The sequence below is a fragment of the Rhizobium leguminosarum genome, from assembly GCF_001679785.1.
Classification (GTDB): Bacteria; Pseudomonadota; Alphaproteobacteria; order Rhizobiales; family Rhizobiaceae; genus Rhizobium; species Rhizobium leguminosarum_R.
This window is the reverse complement of sequence record NZ_CP016287.1, coordinates 270,515-292,433: the sequence shown is the minus strand read 5'-3', so window position 1 is coordinate 292,433 and position 21,919 is coordinate 270,515. Positions and strand designations below refer to the sequence as shown.

At 61.2% G+C, this 21,919-nt stretch carries 21 protein-coding genes; 11 read left to right on the top strand and 10 right to left on the bottom strand.

The window, feature by feature from the left end; all coding sequences use genetic code 11:
- Positions 1-101: 101 nt before the first annotated feature.
- A complete protein-coding gene (locus tag BA011_RS25790) occupies positions 102-1,106 on the bottom strand; it encodes an aldo/keto reductase (protein ID WP_065282871.1) in 1,005 nt (334 codons plus the stop codon).
- Positions 1,103-2,008, bottom strand: a complete 906-nt coding sequence (locus BA011_RS25785) for an EamA family transporter (RefSeq protein WP_065283518.1) — start codon at positions 2,006-2,008, stop codon at positions 1,103-1,105. The genes BA011_RS25790 and BA011_RS25785 overlap by 4 nt, the downstream gene beginning before the upstream one ends.
- Before the next feature lie 91 nt (positions 2,009-2,099).
- Between BA011_RS25785 and BA011_RS25780 the strand changes: the two genes are divergently transcribed.
- Positions 2,100-2,570 (top strand): Lrp/AsnC family transcriptional regulator, encoded by a 471-nt coding sequence (locus tag BA011_RS25780; RefSeq protein ID WP_196764607.1) that lies wholly within the window; start codon positions 2,100-2,102, stop codon positions 2,568-2,570.
- 241 nt (positions 2,571-2,811) lie between these two features.
- On the opposite strand, the gene BA011_RS25775 is transcribed toward BA011_RS25780, so the two are convergent.
- The 5 genes from BA011_RS25775 to BA011_RS25755 all read right to left on the bottom strand — a co-directional run bounded on the left by BA011_RS25775 (position 2,812) and on the right by BA011_RS25755 (position 7,713).
- Positions 2,812-3,846, bottom strand: coding sequence for an L-idonate 5-dehydrogenase (locus BA011_RS25775; RefSeq protein WP_065282870.1), 1,035 nt, complete (start codon positions 3,844-3,846; stop codon positions 2,812-2,814).
- 9 nt (positions 3,847-3,855) lie between these two features.
- Positions 3,856-5,262, bottom strand: a complete 1,407-nt coding sequence (locus tag BA011_RS25770) for a TRAP transporter large permease (RefSeq protein ID WP_065282869.1) — start codon at positions 5,260-5,262, stop codon at positions 3,856-3,858.
- A gap of 4 nt (positions 5,263-5,266) precedes the next feature.
- Positions 5,267-5,839, bottom strand: coding sequence for a TRAP transporter small permease (locus tag BA011_RS25765; protein WP_065282868.1), 573 nt, complete (start codon positions 5,837-5,839; stop codon positions 5,267-5,269).
- 117 nt (positions 5,840-5,956) lie between these two features.
- Entirely contained in the window at positions 5,957-6,931 is a 975-nt protein-coding gene (locus tag BA011_RS25760) for a sialic acid TRAP transporter substrate-binding protein SiaP (protein WP_065282867.1), read from the bottom strand.
- A 23-nt stretch (positions 6,932-6,954) separates the two neighbouring features.
- On the bottom strand, positions 6,955-7,713 hold the full coding sequence (locus tag BA011_RS25755) for a FadR/GntR family transcriptional regulator (protein ID WP_065282866.1): 759 nt from the start codon (positions 7,711-7,713) through the stop codon (positions 6,955-6,957).
- Between the two features lie 543 nt (positions 7,714-8,256).
- Here BA011_RS25755 and BA011_RS25750 point away from each other — a divergent pair.
- Positions 8,257-8,508: a hypothetical protein gene (locus BA011_RS25750; protein WP_237352731.1), complete on the top strand. Its 252-nt coding sequence runs from the start codon at positions 8,257-8,259 to the stop codon at positions 8,506-8,508.
- Between the two features lie 213 nt (positions 8,509-8,721).
- Here the strand turns inward: BA011_RS25750 and BA011_RS25745 are convergent, their stop codons facing one another.
- From BA011_RS25745 to BA011_RS25735, 3 genes are all read right to left on the bottom strand, one after another.
- Positions 8,722-9,249 (bottom strand): sigma-70 family RNA polymerase sigma factor, encoded by a 528-nt coding sequence (locus BA011_RS25745; RefSeq protein WP_062940958.1) that lies wholly within the window; start codon positions 9,247-9,249, stop codon positions 8,722-8,724.
- Positions 9,250-9,704: 455 nt separating this feature from the next.
- Positions 9,705-10,025, bottom strand: a complete 321-nt coding sequence (locus BA011_RS25740; protein ID WP_065282865.1) for a hypothetical protein — start codon at positions 10,023-10,025, stop codon at positions 9,705-9,707.
- Positions 10,026-10,194: 169 nt separating this feature from the next.
- On the bottom strand, positions 10,195-10,899 hold the full coding sequence (locus BA011_RS25735; protein ID WP_065282864.1) for a transcriptional regulator NanR: 705 nt from the start codon (positions 10,897-10,899) through the stop codon (positions 10,195-10,197).
- Between the two features lie 138 nt (positions 10,900-11,037).
- On the opposite strand from BA011_RS25735, the gene oiaX reads away from it, so the two are divergent.
- The 9 genes from oiaX to apnL all read left to right on the top strand — a co-directional run bounded on the left by oiaX (position 11,038) and on the right by apnL (position 21,884).
- Positions 11,038-12,333 carry a 3-oxo-isoapionate-4-phosphate decarboxylase OiaX gene (gene oiaX, locus BA011_RS25730; RefSeq protein ID WP_186806590.1) on the top strand — a complete coding sequence of 432 codons (1,296 nt, stop codon included), beginning with the start codon at positions 11,038-11,040 and terminating at the stop codon, positions 12,331-12,333.
- A gap of 5 nt (positions 12,334-12,338) precedes the next feature.
- Positions 12,339-13,676 carry a four-carbon acid sugar kinase family protein gene (locus BA011_RS25725; RefSeq protein ID WP_065282862.1) on the top strand — a complete coding sequence of 446 codons (1,338 nt, stop codon included), beginning with the start codon at positions 12,339-12,341 and terminating at the stop codon, positions 13,674-13,676.
- Between the two features lie 117 nt (positions 13,677-13,793).
- Positions 13,794-14,621 carry a phosphogluconate dehydrogenase C-terminal domain-containing protein gene (locus BA011_RS25720; RefSeq protein WP_065282861.1) on the top strand — a complete coding sequence of 276 codons (828 nt, stop codon included), beginning with the start codon at positions 13,794-13,796 and terminating at the stop codon, positions 14,619-14,621.
- 100 nt (positions 14,622-14,721) lie between these two features.
- Positions 14,722-15,663, top strand: a complete 942-nt coding sequence (locus BA011_RS25715; RefSeq protein ID WP_065282860.1) for a D-ribose ABC transporter substrate-binding protein — start codon at positions 14,722-14,724, stop codon at positions 15,661-15,663.
- A gap of 73 nt (positions 15,664-15,736) precedes the next feature.
- Positions 15,737-16,381: a DUF2291 family protein gene (locus tag BA011_RS25710; RefSeq protein ID WP_065282859.1), complete on the top strand. Its 645-nt coding sequence runs from the start codon at positions 15,737-15,739 to the stop codon at positions 16,379-16,381.
- Positions 16,378-17,928: a sugar ABC transporter ATP-binding protein gene (locus tag BA011_RS25705; RefSeq protein WP_065282858.1), complete on the top strand. Its 1,551-nt coding sequence runs from the start codon at positions 16,378-16,380 to the stop codon at positions 17,926-17,928. Before BA011_RS25710 ends, BA011_RS25705 begins: the two co-directional genes overlap by 4 nt.
- Complete coding sequence (locus BA011_RS25700) at positions 17,925-18,989, top strand: ABC transporter permease (RefSeq protein WP_065282857.1); 1,065 nt, start codon at positions 17,925-17,927, stop codon at positions 18,987-18,989. Before BA011_RS25705 ends, BA011_RS25700 begins: the two co-directional genes overlap by 4 nt.
- Position 18,990: 1 nt before the next feature.
- The gene (locus tag BA011_RS25695) at positions 18,991-20,025 is read left to right on the top strand and encodes a Gfo/Idh/MocA family protein (protein WP_065282856.1); all 1,035 of its coding nucleotides are present in this window, start codon (positions 18,991-18,993) and stop codon (positions 20,023-20,025) included.
- Positions 20,022-21,884, top strand: a complete 1,863-nt coding sequence (gene apnL, locus BA011_RS25690) for a hypothetical protein (RefSeq protein ID WP_065282855.1) — start codon at positions 20,022-20,024, stop codon at positions 21,882-21,884. Before BA011_RS25695 ends, apnL begins: the two co-directional genes overlap by 4 nt.
- The last annotated feature ends 35 nt before the right edge of the window (positions 21,885-21,919 follow it).

Sequence of the window (21,919 nt, the reverse complement as noted above, 5' to 3'; positions counted from 1 at the left end):
ATCACCACGCGGATAACTGCGTGCTAGGTGAGCGCGAGCTTTTGCCCTATCGACGAGGCAGTAAACCACGTCGCGCGGACGCTCTGATCGCTACGGCTGTGTCACCGATCCTGATCGGAACCGGGAACCTCCTGATAGAAGCTGGCGGCGTGCGGAACATAGGGGGCTTCGAGCGCCGACATCTCCGCGTGGTCGAGCTGCAGCTCGAGCGCGCCCAGCGCGTCATCGAGATGGGCTAGCTTGCCCGCACCGACGATCGGCGCCGTCACACCCGGCCGCGACAGCAACCATGCGAGCGAAACCTGCGATCGCGAAACATCGCGCTTTTGAGCGATCTTGCCGACCGCTTCGACGACGCGCCGGTCTGCCGCTTCGGTCTGGGCATAGAGCAGCTCCGCGGTGCGATCATGGCGCACGCGGTCCGAGGTTGATCCCGCCTCCCAGGGCCGCGCAAGCCGCCCGCGCGCCAACGGGCTCCACGGAATGACGCCAATGCCTTCGGACCGGCACATCGGCAGCATCTCACGTTCCTCCTCGCGGTTGAGAAGATTGTAGTGCGGCTGCACGGAGGTGAAACGGCTGAAGCCGTTGGCCGCCGCGACGCTCTGGGCCTTGAGCAACTGCCAGGCGAACATCGAGGAGGCCCCGAGGTAGCGCACTTTGCCCGCCCGCACGATGTCGTTCAGGGCGTCCATCGTTTCCTCGATCGGGGTTTCCTCGTCCCAACGGTGGATCTGGTAGAGATCGACATAGTCGGTTCCGAGCCGCGTCAGGCTGGCGTCGATCGCAGTGAACACCGCCTTGCGCGACAGGCCGCGCCCATTCGGATCGGGCCGCACCGGATAGAAAAGCTTGGTCGCAATCACCACCGCGTCGCGCCGAGCGAAATCGGCAAGCGCGCGGCCCAGTACGATCTCGCTCTCGCCCGCACCGTACATATCGGCGGTGTCGAAGAAGGTTATGCCCCTCTCGAGCGCGTGCTGGATGACGGGTCGGCTCGCCGCTTCGTCGAGCCGCCAAGCCCTGGGCTCGACGCCGAAACTCATGCAGCCCAACCCGATCCGGGAAATCTTGAGGCCTGAGCGGCCCAGATTGGCATATTTCATGGTGTTTCCTTCTTCGGTTTATGAATCGCCACGCCGGCGATGACCAAGGCGATGCCGATGAGTTCGGGGATCGCGGGGGTCTGGCGCAGCACGACAAAGCCGATCGCCGTGGCGGTGGCGGGCAGCAGCGACAACATCAGCGCGAATGTCCCACGCGACAGCCGCGCCATCGCGAGTTGGTCGGTGACATAGGGAATGACCGACGACGATATGCCCACGCCGATCGCGGCCAGCAGCAGGGTCGGATTTCCAAAAGCCGGGACGGCGTCGGCAAAGCCTATCGGGCCGGCCACGACCGCCGCGACCAGCATGGCCGCGCCAAGCCGGTCGATCCCTTCGCCGCCGCCTTCTTCCGCCAGACGATGGCCGAGCACGATATAGAGCACGAACAGGCCGCAATTGACGAAGGCGAACAGAAAGCCGAGCGGCGCCCCCGAGAACCGAACCTCCGTCAGGAGGAACACGCCGCCCATCGCGAGCAACAGGGCGGCGATGTTGCGTGGGCCGCGCACCGCGATGGCGGCAAGCCCGATCGGCCCCAGAAATTCGATCGCGCCAACCGTCGCGAGCGGCAGTCGTGAAATGGCCAGATAGAAACTGGCATTCATGGCGCCCAGCACGATTCCCAGGGCGACGACATTCCAGCGCCTGGATGCGTCCAGTTGAGCGAACGCCTTCCAGGGTCGCCGCCACGCGCCGAAAACCGCCGCCGCGGTCAATATCCGCAGCCAGGCAACCCCGAGCGGCGGCACAGAAGCGAAGAGCAGGACGGCGAAGGCTGGGCCCAGATAGTGAAAGACGGCGCTGACGATGAAGAAGAGATGCGGCGGCAGCCGTGCGGCGACGTCGACAACGCCGGCATGATTGTTCGGTTTGTGAGGCAGGAGGCGGATCGGCTGCATTACAACCTTATCGGCCTTTGTGGCGATGCCGTGAAGGTCAAGACGAAGGTTTCTTGTTGACAATTCCTTCAAAATGAAGGTTCATGCGCGAATGTTTCTGCCCAGATCATCGAAACTCCTGCGCGATCCGGTGAATCTGGAGATTCTCCAGGCGCTGGTCGAACAGCCGCGTTTGTCCACGTCGGAGCTCTCGCGACGGGTCGGCATGTCCGCGCCCGCCGTCCGCGAGCGTGTGCAACGCCTTGAAGAGGCCGGCATCATCCGTGGATACCAGACGCAGCTCGATCCGCGTGCGCTCGGTTACGAAATCACCGTGTTCGTTCGCGTCAAGCCGATGCCGGGAAAAGTGCAGCAGGTCGCCGAGCTTGCCCGCGAAATTCCGAACGTTGTCGAGTGTCATCGGATTACCGGCGACGATTGCTTCATCCTCAAGGCCCATCTGCCCAGCCTTGATGACCTCGACGGGTTGCTCGATCGCTTCCTCGTGCATGGGCAAACAACGACGTCGATCGCCCAATCGTCGCCCGTCCCGTTGCGACAGCTTCCGCTGCAAGTCGATTGACGCGGTCTCCGACGGCACACGGCCGCTTGCCGGCAGAAGGTGGACACGACCAGCCGGGCGGTCCGAGAACCGGGCAAGTAGTTCGAACCCGAGCTAGGTTCTATCTTCGAAGATCTTGGCCGTGCGATCGCAGCCACTCAGCCAATGAGTTGAGCATGTGGCGCTCGCCGCCTGTTGATGGGCGCGGACGATCGTATGAGCCTGTCTTTTACTCCGCTCCGTCGACGGACTGGCCCCGCGCCTAAAAAGTCAGTTGTACCTTGCAAGCCGTCGCGCGGTCACCAGCGAGAGTGAAGGCTGAAGTGGCTTCTTCGAGCGGCAGGCTGTGGCTGATGATCGGCCGCACATCGATCTTGTGGCTGGAGATCAGCTCGACGGCAGTACCGAACTCCTCGTGGAAGCGCTGGGTTCCGTGGAGTTGAAGCTCCTTGCCGACGATGGCGTTGAGGGGGATCGGCACGTCTCCCGTGACGCCGACCTGCACGATCGTCCCGCGCGGCCTGATGGCGGCAATCGCGCCGCGGATGGCCGGGGCGGCGGCCGAGCATTCGAAGACGAGATCGAAATAGCCCTTTCCCGCCTCGTATTCCGCAAGTGCCTGGGCATTCTTGGAAACATTGATCGTGCGGCTGGCGCCCATCGCTTTGGCCCGGTCCAGCGCCGCATCCGCGAGATCGGTCACCACGATCTCGCTTGCCCCATGATAGGAGGCGACGGCAACCATCAAGGCCCCGATCGGGCCGGCACCGGTGACCAGCACCCGTTTGCCTGTGATATCTCCAGCGCGCGATGCCGCGTGCAGACAGACGGAGAGCGGCTCGCTGCAAGCAGCTTCCGCGGCAGTTGTCGCAACTCCGACCGCAAAACACTGCTTGGCCGGCACCACCAGCCATTCCCGGAACATGCCCTGCTCATGCGGCAGGCGCATCGCACTGCCCATGAAGCGCATTTCCAGGCAATGGATCGGCATGTTTTTCTGACAATATTCGCAATGCCCGCAGGGTTGGCTGGGATTGACCGCCACCAGCGTCCCGGCCTTTAGGTCGACCCCCTCGCCCGCTTGGCTCACGGTCCCCGAGGCCTCGTGGCCGGGTATGATCGGCTCGCGAACCCGGACCGGCCCGAAGCCGCCGTCCTGATAATAATGCAGGTCGGAGCCGCAAATGCCTGCGGCCGCCATTTTGAGAAGCACCTCGCCGGGACCAGGGGCCGCAACCGCGGCGGTCTCGATCCTGAGATCGCCCTTTTGGTAAAGCCGTGCCACGCGTGTCCGCATCTTGCGCTCCTATCTCAGCAGCCCGAGTTGCTGCGGCAGCCACAGCGATACTGCAGGCACGAAGGTGATCAGGATCAGCGCCAGGAAGAGCGGCACCAGCCAGGGCAGGATCGCCATGGTCGTGCGTTCGACGGAGAGTTTCGCGACCCTCGACAACACGAAAAGCACCATGCCGAGCGGCGGGTGCAGCAGGCCGATCATCAGGTTCAGCGTCATGATGAGACCGAACTGGACCGGATCGATCCCGAATTTCAGGACGATCGGCAGAAGGATCGGCACGAGGATGGTGATGGCCGCGATCGTGTCCAGGAAGCAGCCGACGAAGAGCATCAGCAGGTTCACGAGGATCAGGAAAACCCATTTATTGTCGGTGATCGACAGGATTGCATCGGACAGCAGCTGGGCCGCCTGGCTCACCGTCAGCAGCCAGGCAAAGACCGATGCCGCGGTGACGATGAAGAGAACGGATGCCGTCGTCTCGATCGTATCGAAACTTGCCTTGGCGAGCGTCGACGGCGTCATCGTCCGGTAACGGACCAGACCGAGGAACAGAGACCAGAGGACGGCTGCGACGGCGGCCTCCGTCGGCGTGAACCAGCCCATCGTCATGCCGCCGATCAGGATGACGGGTGTCATCAGCGCCATGACGGCGGAAAAGCGGAAATACCAGTCGAGGGCGAGAAGCAGGGCAAGGGCAATGCCCGCCGCAACATTCATCGATACGCCCGCCTGCATCATCAGATAGATGGCCAGCGGCACTGCCAGGACGACGACGATTTCCATCCCCGCCGACAGCAGCTGCCTCACATCGAACGGCGCGTCCGAGCCCCAGCGCTTCTTATAGGCGAAGGCGGCGACGGTGATCATCATCAGGAGCGTCATGACAATGCCGGGCAGGATGCCCGCCATGAAAAGAGCGCCGATCGAGACGTTCGCCATCATGCCATAGATCACGAAAGGCAGCGACGGTGGGAAGATCGGACCGAGCGTGGCAGACGCCGCCGTCACGCCGACCGCGGCCTCGACCGGATAGCCGTGATCCTTCATCGCCTTAATCTCGATCGTACCGATACCGGCCGCATCGGCGAGCGCCGTGCCGGACATGCCGGAGAAGATGACGGAACCGATGATGTTGACCTGCGCCAGACCGCCCTTCATCCAGCCGACGAGAGCAACGGCAAAGGAATAGATGCGGCCGGTGACGCCGGCCGAGTTCATCAGGTTGCCCGCGAGGATGAAGAAGGGCACCGCGAGCAGCGGGAAGCTTTCGACCCCGGCAATCATCCGCTGGGCGACGATGATGTCGGGAGCGACGCCGTTAAGGACGATGTAAAGCACGGATGCGACGGCCATCGAGATGGCGACGGGCACCCCGATCAGCATTAGCACCAGAAACGAGCCAAGAAGCAGTAGCATCGGATCAACCCTCGATGGTCTGGAATTCTTCGGGGCGCTCCAGAACGGAGTAGCCGCGGCGCATGTTGGCGATGAAGACGATAACCGCGCGGATCAGCATCAGCACGAAAGCGACGAGAACGGTGTAGAAGACGATGTTGCGCGGCAGGTCGATGGTGACCATCTGCTCATCCGCCACGATGTCGACATAGCGCCACATCAGGTGGCAGCCATAGGCGAAGAAGCCGATGCGGACGACATCGACGAAGGTTGCGAGCACGCGCGCAAGGCCTGCCGGCATATAGTGATAGAACACATCCACCTGGATATGCCGCGAGGTGCGCACGCACATGACGGAACCGAGAAAGACGACGCCGATCAGACAATTGATCGCGATCTCCTCGGTCCATGCGTAGCTGTCGTTCAGTACATAGCGCGTGAAGAACTGCAGAAAGACGCAACCGGCCATCAACCAGAAGACGATCAGCGTGATCCAGTCTTCGATAGCGTAGTCCGAGACGTTGGCAGTGGGTGCGTGCCCTTCGAACTCGTGACCGATTTCTTCGGCCGTGATTTGCGTATGAATTTCTTGCGACATGATCGGCCCTGTTCCAGTTCGGAATGAAGGAGCGCGGCGCCTGCAGCAGCCAAAGTGTTACAGCGTCCTTGCGCGTCTGAAAGACGCGCGGCGCTGTAAGGCGCCGCGCCGCGTAGTTTACTGGATCGCGCGGATTGCTTCCCAATCGGCCTTCTCGTAGCCGAAATCCTCGAAATTGACCTTTTCCATCACGGTCTTTTCGAAATCGGCCTTGTCGACCTCGGCGACGTTAAGACCCTTTTCCTTGAAGGTCGCAATGAGGCCGTTTTCCTTGCCGGCGATCGTCTTGCTCGTGCGCTCGGCGGCTTCCTGCATGACTTCGCCGAAGATCTTCTTGTCCTCGTCGGAAAGGCTCGCCCACCGCGTCTTCGAGATCACGGTGTTGAGGTGATCGACGATGTGGCCGGTGAGGATGATGTTCTTCTGGACTTCGTAGAACTTCTTCGCCTCGATTGTCGTCAGCGGGTTTTCCTGTGCCTCGACCGTGCCGTTCTGCAAAGCGAGATAGACTTCGGCAAAGGCGATCGGCGTCGTGTTGGCACCGCAGGCGCGCGGCATGGCGAGATAGGCGGGAACGTCAGGCACGCGGATCTTCAAGCCCTGCATATCGGCGCATTTGGCGACCGGCTTGTTTGATGTCGTATGGCGCGTACCGTAATAGCTGACGGCGGCGATGTGGTTGCCGGTCTTGTCTTCATAGCCTTTGGCAAGGCGCTTGAAGACATCGCTCTTGGTATAGGCGATCAGGTGATCGGGACCGCGGAAGATATAAGGGAAGTAAGTCACGCCGATCGGCTTGTAGTCGCGTGCCGCGAAGCTCGATCCCGAGATGATGATGTCGACCGTCCCGAGCTTGAGGCCCTGGTTGATATCGGCTTCCTTGCCGAGCTGCGACGCCGGATAGACCTCGATCTTGTAGCGCCCATCGGTGCGCTTATTGATCTCTTCGGCGGCCCATACGGAATCCGTGTGGAACGGCTCAGACGTTTCATAGACATGCGCCCATTTCAGCACTGTCTGGGCCTGCGCGATCGCGCTACTCGCCATGATCGCGGCTGCGGTGCAAAGTATCGTTGCCAGTCTGCTTTTCATTGCTCTCTCCTCCCGAGCTTGGGTTAAGTCTTAGTCGTTCTTTTCGACGGCCGCTCGTTGCGTCCGCGCTCCTCTTCTCCCGAGAACTCCTCCCCGAAGCTCTCGGAAAACCTCTTCTGCGACATGGTGAGATGGGCGCGCATGGCAGCCTTAGCGCCGGCCGCATCGCCGGCGGCGATCGCGTCGCGAATGGCGCGATGCTCGTCCAGGGCGCTGCGCCAAGTCGTTGGCCCCTCGAAGTGGCTGGCGAGCCTTGCGAAATAAGGGGTCATGCGCATGTCGAACATCTCGCCCGTTACGCGGATCAATGTCGCATTCCCAACGATGGCGGCAATGCCGGTGTGGAAGGCGCGATCTGCATCGAGCACTGCGATTGCATCGTTGACCACACCACCCATGCGCGTCAGAGCTTCATCGAGCAGAGCGATATCGTCCGGCTTGGCACGGCCCGCAGCTTCTTCGGCAATGGCACATTCGATGAGGGTGCGCGCCTGCAGCAGCTCGAAGGGCCCCTCCACCGGCTCGCGCTCGGCCCCAGTGACGGTCGCAGCATGCTGGCGCACCACATAGATGCCGGATCCCATGCGGATGTTGACGAGGCCTTCGACCTCCAGGACGATCAGCGCCTCGCGGACAGTCGGACGTGAGACTGATAGTTGCTCCGCAAGGTCGCGCTCAGCCGGCAGCCGCTGGCCGACGGCAAGCTCGCCGCTAGCGATCATGAAGCGAATCTGATCCGCAACCTGTCTATAAAGACGGCGTGATTCAACGGGCGAAAACATCGTGGGCCTCCCCGGCGACTTCTCCTCAAGCCGCGCAGCTGGTCAACTGGCCTGACCAATTGAGAGATGAGTATCATCGCAGGAGTTGTGTGTCAATCCGCCGGACAAACGCAAGACTCAAGTTTCTATGAAGGCGTCCACCCTCTCTACCCAGGCGTTTGTGAGATCACTGGAACCTTCGTCGCCGTTCAGGGTTCGGTGGCCGGATATCTGGAGTAGAGCCGTTGAATTACCTCTGGCTTGCACTAGCGGGCGGAGCAGCCTTCCTGGGAATTGCTCTTGGCTTTGGAATGATCAGGCAGGATAGACAGCGGTCGGCCGCTGCCATCGCAGGTGCTTTCGTCGTCGCGATCGCGCCGTCGGGCGTTTCGCCAGTCCGCCAACGGCTCCTCTGCGCACGTCCGACAGAGAAGGGCCGCAGAACAGGCTTCCGGCGGCTGCGACGACCTAAAAGGATTCCCCTGGAAAGTAACCAAGAATCAAACCGCCGTCGGCGTGCTGTGCATAGAGTGTACAGACGCGGTGCTCGGCAGGAGGTGCACTGTGACATATTTTGTAGCTGTCGCGGAACGGGCGTTTGCCTCCGCTCTCGAGGCGATGACGGATGAAGAACTCTTCGCAACGATGGCTGACCTGGAAATCCGCAGTGAAACCTGGGTTAAGCCTTCGCCTCATGACGAAGACTTCGCAAAAATCGTTCTTACCGAAAGCGCCATAGAGAGACGTTTCCCGGGACAGCTGTTAAAGCCTTACAAGGAGTGGCAAATCCGCCGAACGCGTCGGAATTGCGCCTGATACACGCATGAGCCCGGGGGGCCCCGATTGTTGGCTGGCCGGCCTGTGCGCGGGCGACTGAGCCCAGCCAGTCGCCTCGCATACAACGAAGTTGATAGGAATCAGCCGTGAAGGCTCTGGGGGACGCGTGGAATACGGAAGTGCCACTTCCAAGCATGTGCAAAGCCTCGGTGACGCTGGCTCGCCGGTCGAATCGCCTCGCTGCAAGTGTGGTCAGTCCAGGAGCTGGTTTCCCAGCATCAACAGCAAGGACTCGCGGGCGCGACTCACGCGGCTTTTCAATGTACCGATCCGGCACCCGCACATCCTCGCGGCGTCCACGTAACTCGTTCCGGTAGCCACCAGTGTTAGGGCGCGGCGCCTGTCGTCGGGAAGAAGCGTTAGCGCCTGTTGCAACTCCCGCTCCCGCAGCGCCCACTCCTGGGTTGGCGCGATCGACACCTGTTCCATCGCCACGCCCATTCCAGCCGGCTCCCGTCTTTGCTTGCGATAATTGGTGCAAAACGTGTTTCGAAGAATGGTGAACAGCCAGGATTTGAGCGAGGTGCCAGGGTGGTAGAGATGGAGCGAGTTCAGGGCCTTCATCAGTGTTTCTTGCACGAGATCATCGATATCGTCGTCGTTGCGCAGGAACCTTCTGGCAAAGGCACGTAATGCCGGAGTCAGTTCAACGATCTCTAGTTCGATTGCGGAAGTTTCTTTGGTGTTAGAAGCAGAGTGTACTGTAGTTAAAGACGTCATTTTTCTTTCCTCTTGGATGAAAAGGAAAGTTCTGGACGTCCCAATCGTTGCCGTACGATAGCGGACCAATACAATGGCCACCGTTTGGGTGGAAAGCAGCCGGTTCCCGAAATAATGGCATTCGGTCGCCTTCTAAGATCGGCCTGATTTCTTCCAGCGCGGGCGGGCACTGTGGATCGCCCGCTACGGCCGTTGATCGCGTGAGCAAAGCAGCACGATCCCTTCCCGCAGCTACAGGCAACACTCGCCGAAGAAGCAACCGAAAGGAAAACTTACGCAGCGCGCATAGTCGTCCGCAAATGCCAGGAGGAGGCGGCTTAAAACCCATGACGTGTCGGCGGCCGTGCTTGCTCTAGTACCCACGCAAAAACCCCGCCGGATGAACTGACCCCGTAAAGTTGGACATCCAACCTCGGGGTCAGTTCACGGAGCGGGGTTTTGGGTGAAGCGGCCGATCAATTATTATGCGCGGCGCAAGCTTCATCCATAGGGGTGGCGTTGCTCGTACCGCCCTGCGTCTGAAGATTGGCAGAGTTATTAACCGGATTGGGGCACTTGGTCTTATCCATCTTCATTGTGCCGCTGGTCGTGGAACCCGTCGTGGTGGTATCCGTTGCCATCGGCTTTTTGGTCTTCGTGTCGCTGGCTGCGCCGCCACCCTGGTCGGCTTGGTTCTTATCAATGGTCGCACCAGCCGGGGCCGGATTCGATTGGGCGAAGGCGGATGTGGCCATGCCGATAGCCAAAAGTGACGCTGCTACGAGTTTCATACGCATTGTGATGTCCTCCTTGGGATCCTTGTTGACCCACTGAGAACCTCATTCTTAGATCATTGTTCCGGCTGCAGCCGACAAAATGCACTGCCGCGCCCACAGCCATCGCGCAGTCAAGGTTGAGGTCTGAAACAGCAAAAGGGACCGCTATGACGCGCAAGGGGAATGGCGACTACTTCGCGTAAAGCGCGCGCGACCGCTCCAGATGCTTGAGGAGTGCCGTTTCCGAGCCATCCACGTCGTTTGCTTCTAGGCGATCCACGATCTCGTCATGTTCGGCGAGCGTGAATTTTTCCTTGCCGGTCCAGATCAGCATCTCGGTATGATATTCCTTCAGCCAGGCAAGCATCGCTTCGCTGACGGCGATGTAGATCGGGTTGCCTGATATCTGCGCGATACGGGTGTGAAACTCCATGTCCGCGTCGATGAACTCTTCGGCCCGCCCAAGCGACATTCGCTGGCGCTCGATGATGTTCCTGAGATCGGCGATATCGCTTACAGAGGCGCGCTGCGCGGCCTCGCGCGCCATGCCCCGCTCGAAGAAGATGCGGGCGCTCTTCAGATATTCCAGCGAGTCCGACGATTGCGACAGCATGATCTTGGCGGTGAGATCGACCTGGCGGAATATCGATTTTGCCGTCAGCCTGAGTACCTTCGCCCGCTCGCCATGCGAAATGCTGACCAGACCTTTGTTGGCAAGGGACTGCATGGCCTCCCTGATCGCCGGCCGGCCGACGCCAAAGCGTTCCATCAGCACGCGCTCGGAGGGCATTTCGTCGCCGGGCTGAAGCTCGCCCGAGGTGATAATTCGCTCAAGTCGATCAAATACTTCGTCAGAGAGTTTCCGGCGGACGATTTGTTCGAGGGGCTGGGTCATCACATCTCGCTGGCTCAAAATGTTTCCTCCTAACAGTTTCCGGGTCGAGAACAAAGCTGTCGGCGAAAATTTGCGGATCCGAAGATTCTACTTTTCATAATTTGGAATACTCATTATACCAGATCATGAGTTGACGCCATGGCAATCTGCCTGGCGAGAGGAGCAACCACCAGTTTCATGATGATTACCCTGACCTACCGTATCGAAACGCCCGGCAACGTCGAGGCGATGGCGGAAAAGATCGCGAGCGACCAGTCGACCGGAACCTTCGTGCCCGTCCCCGGCGAGACCGAAGAGCTGAAATCGCGTGTCGCCGCCCGTGTGCTGGCGATCCGTCCGCTCGAAGGCGCCCGTCACCCGACTTGGCCCGAGATCGCCCCCGGCACGCTGCTTCATCGCGCCGATGTCGACATCGCCTTTCCGCTGGACGCGATCGGGACAGACCTTTCGGCATTGATGACCATTGTGATCGGCGGCGTCTACTCCATCAAGGGCATGACCGGCATCCGCATCGTCGACATGACGCTGCCCGAAGCCTTCAAAAATGCGCATCCCGGACCGCAGTTCGGCATCCCTGGAAGCCGCCGCCTCACCGGCGTCGAAGGTCGCCCCATCATTGGAACGATCGTCAAGCCGGCGCTTGGTCTCAGACCGCACGAAACGGCGGAACTCGTCGGCGAACTGATCTCATCCGGCGTCGACTTCATCAAGGATGACGAAAAACTGATGAGCCCGGCCTATTCGCCGCTCAAGGACCGCGTTGCGGCGATCATGCCGCGCATTCTCGATCACGAGCAAAAGACCGGCAAGAAGGTCATGTATGCCTTCGGCATCTCGCATGCAGACCCCGACGAGATGATGCGCAACCACGACATCGTCGCCAAGGCCGGCGGCAATTGCGCCGTCGTCAACATCAACTCGATCGGCTTCGGCGGCATGAGCTTTCTGCGCAAGCGCTCCAACCTAGTGCTGCACGCGCATCGAAATGGTTGGGACGTGCTGACGCGCGATCCGGGCGCCGGCATGGATTTCAAGGTCTACCAGCAGTTCTGGCGGCTGCTGGGCGTCGACCAGTTTCAGATCAACGGCATCAGGGTCAAATATTGGGAGCCGGACGACAGTTTCGTCTCGTCCTTCAAGGCCGTCAGCACGCCGTTGTTTGATGCCTCCGATTGCCCGCTTCCTGTTGCCGGTTCGGGCCAGTGGGGAGGACAGGCGCCCGAGACCTATCAACGGACCGGCCGCACCATCGATCTTCTCTATCTCTGCGGCGGCGGCATCGTCAGCCACCCCGGCGGCCCGGCGGCAGGTGTTCGGGCCGTGCAGCAGGCCTGGCAGGCAGCGGTCGCAGACATCCCGTTGGAGACCTATGCGAAAGATCATCCAGAGCTTGCCGCTTCGATAGCGAAATTCAGCGACGGCAAGGGCGCGTGACAGCGATGGATCAACCTCTCGTCAGCTATTACGGGGACGACTTCACCGGCTCCACCGATGTCATGGAGGCCTTAGCCTCGAACGGCGTGTCGACCGTGCTTTTCCTCGACATTCCGACGCCGGAACTGCTTGGGCGCTTTGGGGATTGCCGCGCAATCGGCATCGCCGGGACAAGCCGCAGCGAGACCCCCGCCTGGATGCAAGAGCACCTTTCGCGCGCTTTCGAGTGGCTGAATTCGCTCGGCGCCGGCATCTGCCACTACAAGGTCTGCTCGACCTTCGATTCCAGCCCCGACATCGGCAATATCGGCAAGGCGATCGAAATCGGCCGATCGGTTTTCGGGCAATCCGTCGTGCCCGTCGTCGTCGGCGCGCCGCAATTGAAACGCTACACGGCATTCGGCAATCTCTTTGCCGCTTACCAGGGCCGGATCTTCCGCATCGACCGCCATCCGGTCATGAGCCGCCATCCCGTCACTCCGATGGAGGAGGCGGACCTTTCGGTCCACCTGTCGAAGCAGACCCGCCTTCCCGTCCTGGTCGCCGATCTCGTCGCCATCACCGCGACGGATGCCGATGCGCGTGTCGATGAACTCGCGTCGACTTCAGAAGGGATCCTGCTCATCGATGTCGACTCCGAGACGACGCAGGAGGCCGCGGGCCGACAAATACTTCGTGTCACCGGCCGCTCCGGAAGTTTTGTCGCCGGCTCCTCCGGCGTCGAGTATGCCATGCTCAGTGCTTGGCGGCGGAGCGGCTTCATCGGCAACAGCGGCGCCGAGTTTCCTGATGTCGGCCCGGTCAACCGCCTCGCCGTCGTGTCGGGCAGCGTGTCGCCAACAACCGAGCGCCAGATCCGGACGGCCGTCGAGAACGGCTTCGAGAGCATCGCCCTCGATCCGCTCGCACTGGTCTCGGAGCACGGCGAAGGGGCGATGGATGCGGCCGTGGAGGCTGGCATCCAGCAGCTCAGGCAAGGGAAAAGCGTTATTCTGTACACCGCGCTTGGCCCGTCTGCCGACCGCGGCGCCGATATCGACAGGCTTCCGGGCGCTCGTCACCGGCTCGGGAGCGCGCTCGGCACGATCTTGCGCCGCCTGATCGAGAACGAAGCACTATCACGTGCGGTCGTCGCCGGCGGCGACACATCCAGTCACGCACTCAGGCAGTTGAAGATCGACGCGCTGACGACGCTCCTTCCACTGCCTCAGACGCCAGGCTCTCCGCTTTGCCTTGCGCATGGCGACTATCAGCCGACAAACGGCCTGCAGATCGCCCTCAAAGGCGGCCAGGTCGGGACTGACGGTTATTTCATGCAGATCCGCGAGGGAAGGAAACACTGATGGTTTCCGTCCGGCTTGGCGCGGAAAAACGTGTGGATCATACGAATTAGGTGATATGGTGATTGACTCATCATACCAGTTTATGATCCTATCCAGAAACGGAAAAGGTGAGGAAACATGACTAAGATTGCCCTCTTCGGCGCAGGCGGAAAAATGGGATACCGGCTCGCCAAAAATCTCAAAGGCTCGCGTTTCGACGTTCGCCATGTCGAGGTGAGCGACGCAGGCAAGGCCCGTTTGAAGAATGATCTCGGTGTCGATTGCGTACCCGTCGATGTCGGGCTCGACGGCGCCGACGTGGTGATCCTCGCCGTGCCGGATACGGCGATCGGCAAAGTCGCTGCAGGCATCGCCGACAAGCTCACATCAGGCACCATGGTGATCGCGCTGGACGCCGCGGCTCCCTTTGCCGGCCACCTGCCGAAGCGCGATGATCTCACCTACTTCGTCACCCATCCCTGCCATCCGCCGATTTTCAATGACGAGACGGACATGCAGGCGAAAAAGGACCACTTCGGCGGCCTCTTCGCTAAGCAGCATATCGTTTCGGCACTGATGCAGGGGCCGGAGAGCGCCTACGCGCTCGGCGAGGAAATCGCCAAGCTGATCTGGGCCCCGGTCATGCGCTCGCACCGGGTCACGGTCGATCAGCTTGCCATGCTCGAACCGGGCTTGTCGGAAACCGTCTGTGCATCGCTGCTCGTCGTGATGCGACAGGCCATGGACGAATGCGTGGCACGCGGCGTGCCGGAACAGGCTGCCCGCGACTTCCTGCTCGGCCATATGAACGTGCTCGGCGCGGTCATCTTCAAGGAAGTCGACGGCGTGTTCTCGGATGCCTGTAACAAGGCGATTGAGTTCGGCATCCCGGCGCTGATGCGCGACGACTGGAAAAAGGTATTCGACCCGCAGGAGATCGCCGAAAGCATCCGGCGCATCACCTGAACCGGCTTGGGGAGGCAAGTCCTCCCCCTCAACTGCCCCGGGGAGACGGGGTATAGCCGCCCCAGGGAGAAGGGGCTTCATTTACAACAGGGAGGAAACAATGAAACTGACGCGCAGACTGACACTTGCAGCTTTTGCCGGCGCACTGGCGCTTGGAACGGCTCTTCCGGCCTTTGCGGCCGATCTCATCGCCATTATCACGCCGGCGCATGACAATCCCTTCTTCAAGGCCGAAGCCGTCGGCGCTGAAGCCAAGGCGAAGGAGCTCGGCTACGAAACGCTCGTCATGACGCATGACGATGACGCCAACAAGCAGTCCGAAATGATCGACACGGCAATCGGGCGCGGCGCCAAGGCGATCATCCTCGACAATGCCGGAGCCGACGCCTCCGTCGCGGCCGTCAAAAAGGCGAAGGATGCAGGCATCCCGTCCTTCCTGATCGACCGCGAAATCAACGCGACCGGCGTTGCCGTCGCCCAGATCGTCTCGAACAACTATCAGGGCGCCCAGCTCGGAGCGCAGGAATTCGTCAAGCTGATGGGCGAGAAGGGCAATTACGTCGAGCTGGTGGGCAAAGAGTCCGACACCAATGCCGGCATCCGCTCGCAAGGCTATCACGACGTCATCGACGACTATCCGGACCTGAAGTCCGTCGCCAAGCAGTCGGCCAATTGGAGCCAGACGGAAGCCTATTCGAAGATGGAAACCATCCTCCAGGCAAATCCGGACATCAAGGGCGTCATTTCAGGCAATGACACCATGGCCATGGGTGCGATCGCTGCGCTGCAGGCGGCCGGCCGCAAGGACGTGATCGTCGTCGGCTTCGACGGTTCCAACGACGTGCGCGACTCAATCAAGTCGGGCGGCATCAAGGCAACGGTCCTGCAGCCCGCCTATGCGCAGGCTCAGTTGGCGGTGGAACAGGCAGACGCCTACATCAAGAACAAGACGACGCCAAAGGAAGAGAAGCAGTTGATGGATTGCGTTCTCATCAATGCCGACAATGCCGGCAAGCTCGAAACCTTCGCCCTGAAGAACTGATCAGCAGCGAATTGCGGAGGGCGCAGCGCTGCGCCCTCCGCAATGCATTTCGCAAGACGTCGAGGTTTAAAGCATGTTGAGAATGAAGGGCACCCTGCTCGCCGCCCTCGTGGCGGCCGCCTTGCCCGGTTGCAAGATCATCAAGACGCCGACGGCCGAGGAGAAGGCGGCGGCAGCGGCCAAGACCGCCTTCGACCCGAATGCCAAGGTCGAGGCGATCTGGCAGTCCGAGGCAGTGCCCTATTTCGAGAAGCGCGCCGGCGACCTCAAGGACGTCATGCAACTGGCCACCTCCAGCCCCGACGCCGCAGGCGAGAAATACGGTAATCCCCGCAAGCAGAGCAGCTCGCCATGGACCTATGCGGTGAAGATCACCGGCAAGGTTGTCGCGGCCGATACAGCCTCGCGCGCGGCAACGCTCGATGTCGACGCAGATGGCGACGGCAAGGCCGATGCGAAGGTGCAGATCGGGCCGGCGCTGCGCGGCACGGCGCTGCGCGACACGCTGGAGTTCGTCAATTTCAACGAATTCAAGAACCAGATCGAGTGGGCGCAGTTCGGCAAAGCCTTTAACGAGAAGGCCAATACCACCTTTCTCTCCGCCATCCCGCGTGAGGGCCTCCCCGGCAAGACGGTGACTGCGATCGGCGCCTTTCCGCTGCCGAAGAGCGGCGAGTTGCCGCTCGTCACGCCTTCGGAACTGAAGGTCGGCCCATGACCACAGCAGAGGCACAAAAGGACGATGTCATCCTGCGCCTCGACGACGTGTCGAAGGTCTATTCGGGCATCGTCGCCGTCAAGCGCGCCAATCTCGAACTTCGCCACGGCGCGGTGAACGTCCTTGTCGGCGAAAACGGTGCTGGCAAGTCGACGCTGATGAAGATCATCGCCGGTGTCGAGCGTCCGACGCTCGGCCGCATCATTCTGGACGGCAAGCCCGTATCCTTCGACAGCCCTGCAGATGCGCAGGCGCACGGCATCGGCATGATCTTTCAGGAGCTCAATCTCTTCGCCAACATGTCGGTCGCCGAGAATATCTTCGCCAGACGCGAAATCACCCGTGGCATCCTCGGTATCGATCACAAGGCACAGGTGCAAAAGGCCAATGCGTTTCTGAAGCGTCTGGATGCCGGGATCGAGGCGGATACGATGGTCGAGGATTTGCCGATCGGCCAGCAGCAGCTCGTCGAGATCGCCAAGGCAATGTCGTTGAATGCCCGGATCCTGATCATGGACGAGCCGACGTCGGCGCTTTCGGCAGCCGAGGTCGAGATTCTGTTCAAGGTGATCGCGGAACTGAAAGCCCAGGGTGTGGCGATCGTCTATATCTCCCACCGGCTCGAAGAGCTGATGCGGATCGGCGATTACATCACGGTGCTGCGTGACGGTCAGGTCACCGGTGAAGCAATGGTCCGCGACATCGACACGCGCTGGATCGTGCGCTCCATGATCGGTTCGGATGCCAAGGATTTTGCCAAATCCGTTGACCACGTCGTCGGAGCCGAGATGTTTCGCGCCGAAAACATCAGTCTGCCGCGGCCGACGGGTGGGCTTTCGGTCAACGACGTCTCGCTATCGGTCAAGGCGGGCGAAATCCTCGGCATCTACGGCCTGATGGGCGCCGGGCGCAGCGAATTCTTCGAATGCGTGATCGGTCGCCACACGCACTCGACCGGCAAGATCTTCATCGACGGCAAGCACGTTCGTGCCCGCGACACCACCCGGCGCATCCGCCGCGGCCTTGCGCTCATTCCGGAAGACCGGCAGCGGGAAGGTCTGGTCCAGGTGCTCTCGATCGCCTCCAATCTGACGCTGGCGAGCCTTGGCCGCTTCACCCGGCTCTTCCATATCGACAGGGGTGCGGAAAAGAATGCCATTCGCGATGCAATCCGCGATCTCTCGATCAAGGCGCCGAACCCGGAATTCGAGGTGACCTCGATGTCGGGCGGCAATCAGCAGAAGGTCGTCATCGGTAAGGCGTTGATGACCAATCCGAAGGTGCTGCTGATGGACGAGCCGAGCCGAGGCATCGATGTCGGCGCCAAGGCCGATGTCTTCCGCACCATGCGGCGGCTGGCGGCAAACGGGCTCGCCATTCTGTTTTCGACTTCCGACCTCGAGGAGGTCATGGCGCTTTCCGATCGCATCGCGGTCTTGAGCAACGGCCAGCTGGTCGCCGTCTTCGACCGCAACGAGGCCACGGAAGAAGCCATTATCGCGGCTTCGGCCAAGGGACACGGACATCAAGGGAAACTCGCGTCATGATGGCGGCAACATCAACCACTCTTGCGCCGAAGGGCGCCAACGGCTCGACGCTTCTGACGCTGATGAAGCTCAGGACGTTCATTGCGCTATTCGCGGTCATCATCTTCTTCGCGATCTTCGCTCCGAACTTCACCTCGACGGCGAACATGATCCTGATGTCGAAGCATGTGGCGCTGAACGCCTTCCTGGCGATGGGCATGACCTTCGTGATCATCACCGGCGGCATTGATCTTTCGGTCGGATCGATCGTCGGGCTTTGCGGCATGGTCGCCGGCGGTCTGATCCTTTACGGTATCGAATTGCCGATCGGCTACACGATCTTTTTCAACCTCTTCGAGATCGTGCTGATCACCTTGTCGATCGGCCTGCTCATCGGGCTGATCAACGGCCTGCTGATCACCAAGCTCAACGTCGCGCCCTTCATCGCCACGCTCGGTACGCTCTATATCGCCCGCGGTCTCGCTTTGCTGTCGTCGGACGGCCAGACCTTTCCGAACCTTGTCGGCCGGCCTGAATATGCCACGACCGGCTTCGATTTCTTTGGCGCGGGACGCATTCTCGGTCTGCCGGTATCGATCTGGACTCTGATCGTGCTTGCCCTGCTGGCGGCCTATGTCGCGCGTTCGACGCCGATTGGCCGTCACATCTTCGCCGTCGGCGGCAATGAGCGCGCCGCGCGCATGTCCGGCATCCGGGTCGATGTCGTGAAGATCTTCGTCTATATGTTCTCCGGACTTTGCGCCGCTATCGTCGGCGTCGTCATCTCCTCCGAGCTGATGGCAGCCCACCCGGCGACCGGCGAAAGCTTCGAACTCAATGCGATCGCCGCAGCCGTGCTTGGCGGCACCTCGATGTCGGGCGGCCGCGGCACGATCGGCGGCACGATCATCGGCGCCTTCGTCATCGGCATCCTCTCCGACGGATTGGTAATGATGGGCGTCTCCTCTTTCTGGCAGATGGTCATCAAGGGCCTCGTCATCATCATTGCCGTCGTCGTCGACCAGGCGCAGCGCCGCCTGCAGCAGCGCGTCACCCTCATGCAGATGGCAAAGGCAGGTTGAGATGACGGAATTGAAAGGGGCTTTGATCGGTTGCGGTTTCTTTGCGATCAACCAGATGCATGCCTGGAACGACGTTCGAGGTGCCGGCATCGTCGCTATCTGCGATCGCGATCCGGAGCGGCTGAAGATCGTCGGCGACCAATTCGGCATCGATCGCCGCTATGGCGATGCCGAGGCGTTGTTCGCCGATGGCGGTTTTGATTTCGTCGATATTGCCACGACCGTCCAAAGCCATCGCTTTCTCGTCGAAATGGCGGCTCGGAACAAGGTGCCGGCCATCTGCCAGAAGCCGTTCGCCAAGACCTTGTCGGACGCGAAGGCGATGGTCGAGGCGTGTCGCAATGCCCGCATACCCCTGATGGTGCACGAGAACTTTCGCTGGCAGACGCCGATCCAGGCGGTGCGGAGGGCGCTGGACGCGGATGTCATCGGGACGCCCTTCTGGGGCCGTTTCTCCTTCCGTTCGGCCTACGACGTCTTTTCCGGCCAGCCCTATCTCGCCGATGGCGAGCGGTTCATCATCGAAGACCTCGGCATCCATACGCTCGATATCGCCCGCTATATCCTCGGCGACGTTCGCTCGCTCACGGCCCGCACCAAGCGGGTTAATCCCACCATCAAGGGCGAGGATGTCGCGACCATTCTGCTCGATCACGAAAACGGCGCCACGTCGGTCGTCGACGTCAGCTACGCCACCAAGCTCTCGAAGGAGCCGTTCCCCGAGACCTTGATCGAGCTCGACGGTTCGGAGGGCACGATCCGCCTGACCCAGGGTTACGGCCTTGAAATCACCAACGCCAAGGGCAGCACCACCACCGACGTATCTCCGAAGCTGCTGTCGTGGGCCTCGCTGCCCTGGCACAATATCCAGGAGAGCGTCTACGCCATCCAGCAGCATTGGGTCGACCAGTTGATGCGCGGCGCCGAACATTCGACGTCAGGGGCGGACAATCTGAAGACCTTCGCCCTGGTCGAGGCTGCCTATGACAGCGCTGCCGAGGGACAGACGATTGATGTCGGAGCTATGCTGCGATGACGATCGATGCATTCCAGCTCTACGGAACCCATCTCGTCGATCCGCAACCGGTTCGCCTGAGAGCCGGAAAATTGGAAGCCGATCTCGCCAACGGCAACCTCCGCACGATCCGCTACAATGGAACCGAGGTGCTGCGGGCGATTTCCTATCTCGTTCGCGACCGGGACTGGGGCACTTACAACCCCGAGATCGCTGATCTCAAGATCGAGCAGAGTGACGATCGTTTCGAGGTCACCTACCTCGCCCGTTGCGATGGACCGGATGATACCAAACTCATCATCGACGTTCGCATCGTCGGGAGTCCGGACCGGCTTGACTTCGAGGCCGAAGCCATCGCACCAACCGGATTCGCGACCAACCGTTGCGGCTTCTGCATCCTGCATCCGATCGTCGGCGTGGCGGGTTCACCGGCGACGGTCGAGCATGTCGACGGGCAGACCGTGGCGACACGGTTTCCCGATGTCATCGAGCCCTGGCAGCCGTTCAAGGACATGCGGGCCATCACACACGCTGTCATGCCTGATGTTCAGGCGGAATGCCGCATGGAGGGCGACACCTTTGAAATGGAAGATCAAAGGAACTGGTCGGACGCATCCTACAAGACCTATGTCAGACCGCTCGCTCTTCCCTGGCCGTACCAAATGCCCGCTGATCGGCCGGTCCGACAGAAAACATCGCTTGTTATCAAGGATACCAGTGGTTCGACAAGGCATTCTCCAGCTGCGGCGTCAGGCGGCGCCATAAAACTTGAACTCGGTGCGCGCATCGGCACTATGCCTGCTATCGGTGTGATCATTACGCCCGAAGAGGCCGATGCGACCCTCTCGGCAAAGTCCGTCCTGGCGGAGATCGCTCCCCAGGAACTCCTCTTCCACTTCGACCCGGGCGCCGGGCACGGAATCGACGCGCTCGCGCAGTTCGCCGTACTCGCCGCGGCCCATCGCGGCCGCTCGACGCTGGAGATCGCCCTTCCCTGCAAATCGTCCCCCTCAAGCGAGGCTGCCGAGATCGCCCACCAGATGCGGCTGGCGGAATTCCGGCCGGATGCGATCATGATATCGCCATCCGTCGACCGGCAATCGACGCCGCCCGGCAGCAAATGGCCAGACTGCCCGCCCCTGGATGAAGTCTATACAGCTGCCCGCGCCGCCTTTCCCGGCATTCGCATCGGCGGCGGCATGCTGAGCTATTTCACCGAACTCAACCGGAAGCGCGTGCCGGACGGACAGCTCGACTTCGTCAGCCACTGCACCAATCCGATCGTGCATGCGGCCGACGATCTCAGCGTTATGCAGACATTGGAAGCGCTACCCTTCATCACGCGGTCGGTGCGTGCGATCTATGGCGACAAGCCCTACCGGATAGGTCCGTCAACGATCCCGATGCGGCAGAACCCCTATGGCAGCCGCACGATGGACAATCCGGCGGGCGCGCGCATCCCGATGGCCAACCGCGACCCACGCCACAATGGGCGCTTCGCGGAGGCCTTCGCGCTCGGTTACGCGATACGGGTGCTGGATGCCGGTCTGGAATGCCTGACGCTATCGGCCTTGTCAGGGCCATTCGGTTTGATCGCCGGTCCGGCTGAACCCACCGAGCAAGGCGGACGGCGCCCGTTGTTCAACACCGTGCACACATTGTCCCGATTGGCTGGCGCATCCTGGCAGCAATGCGTCTCCTCCTCGCCCTCCGAGGTCCTGTCTTTCGTTGCACGGAATGCCGCAGGCGCCAGGCTTCACGTCGTCAATCTGACGGGCGAAGAACGAAAGGTCGATTGCGGCGCATGCCGGCCGGTAGATGCGGGCAAAGAGTTGCTGCTCGCGCCGTTTGCGACCGCAGCCCTCCCGCTGGCGGATTGACCTTCGGCGGTGCAACCGCATTTATGCAGGTGAAG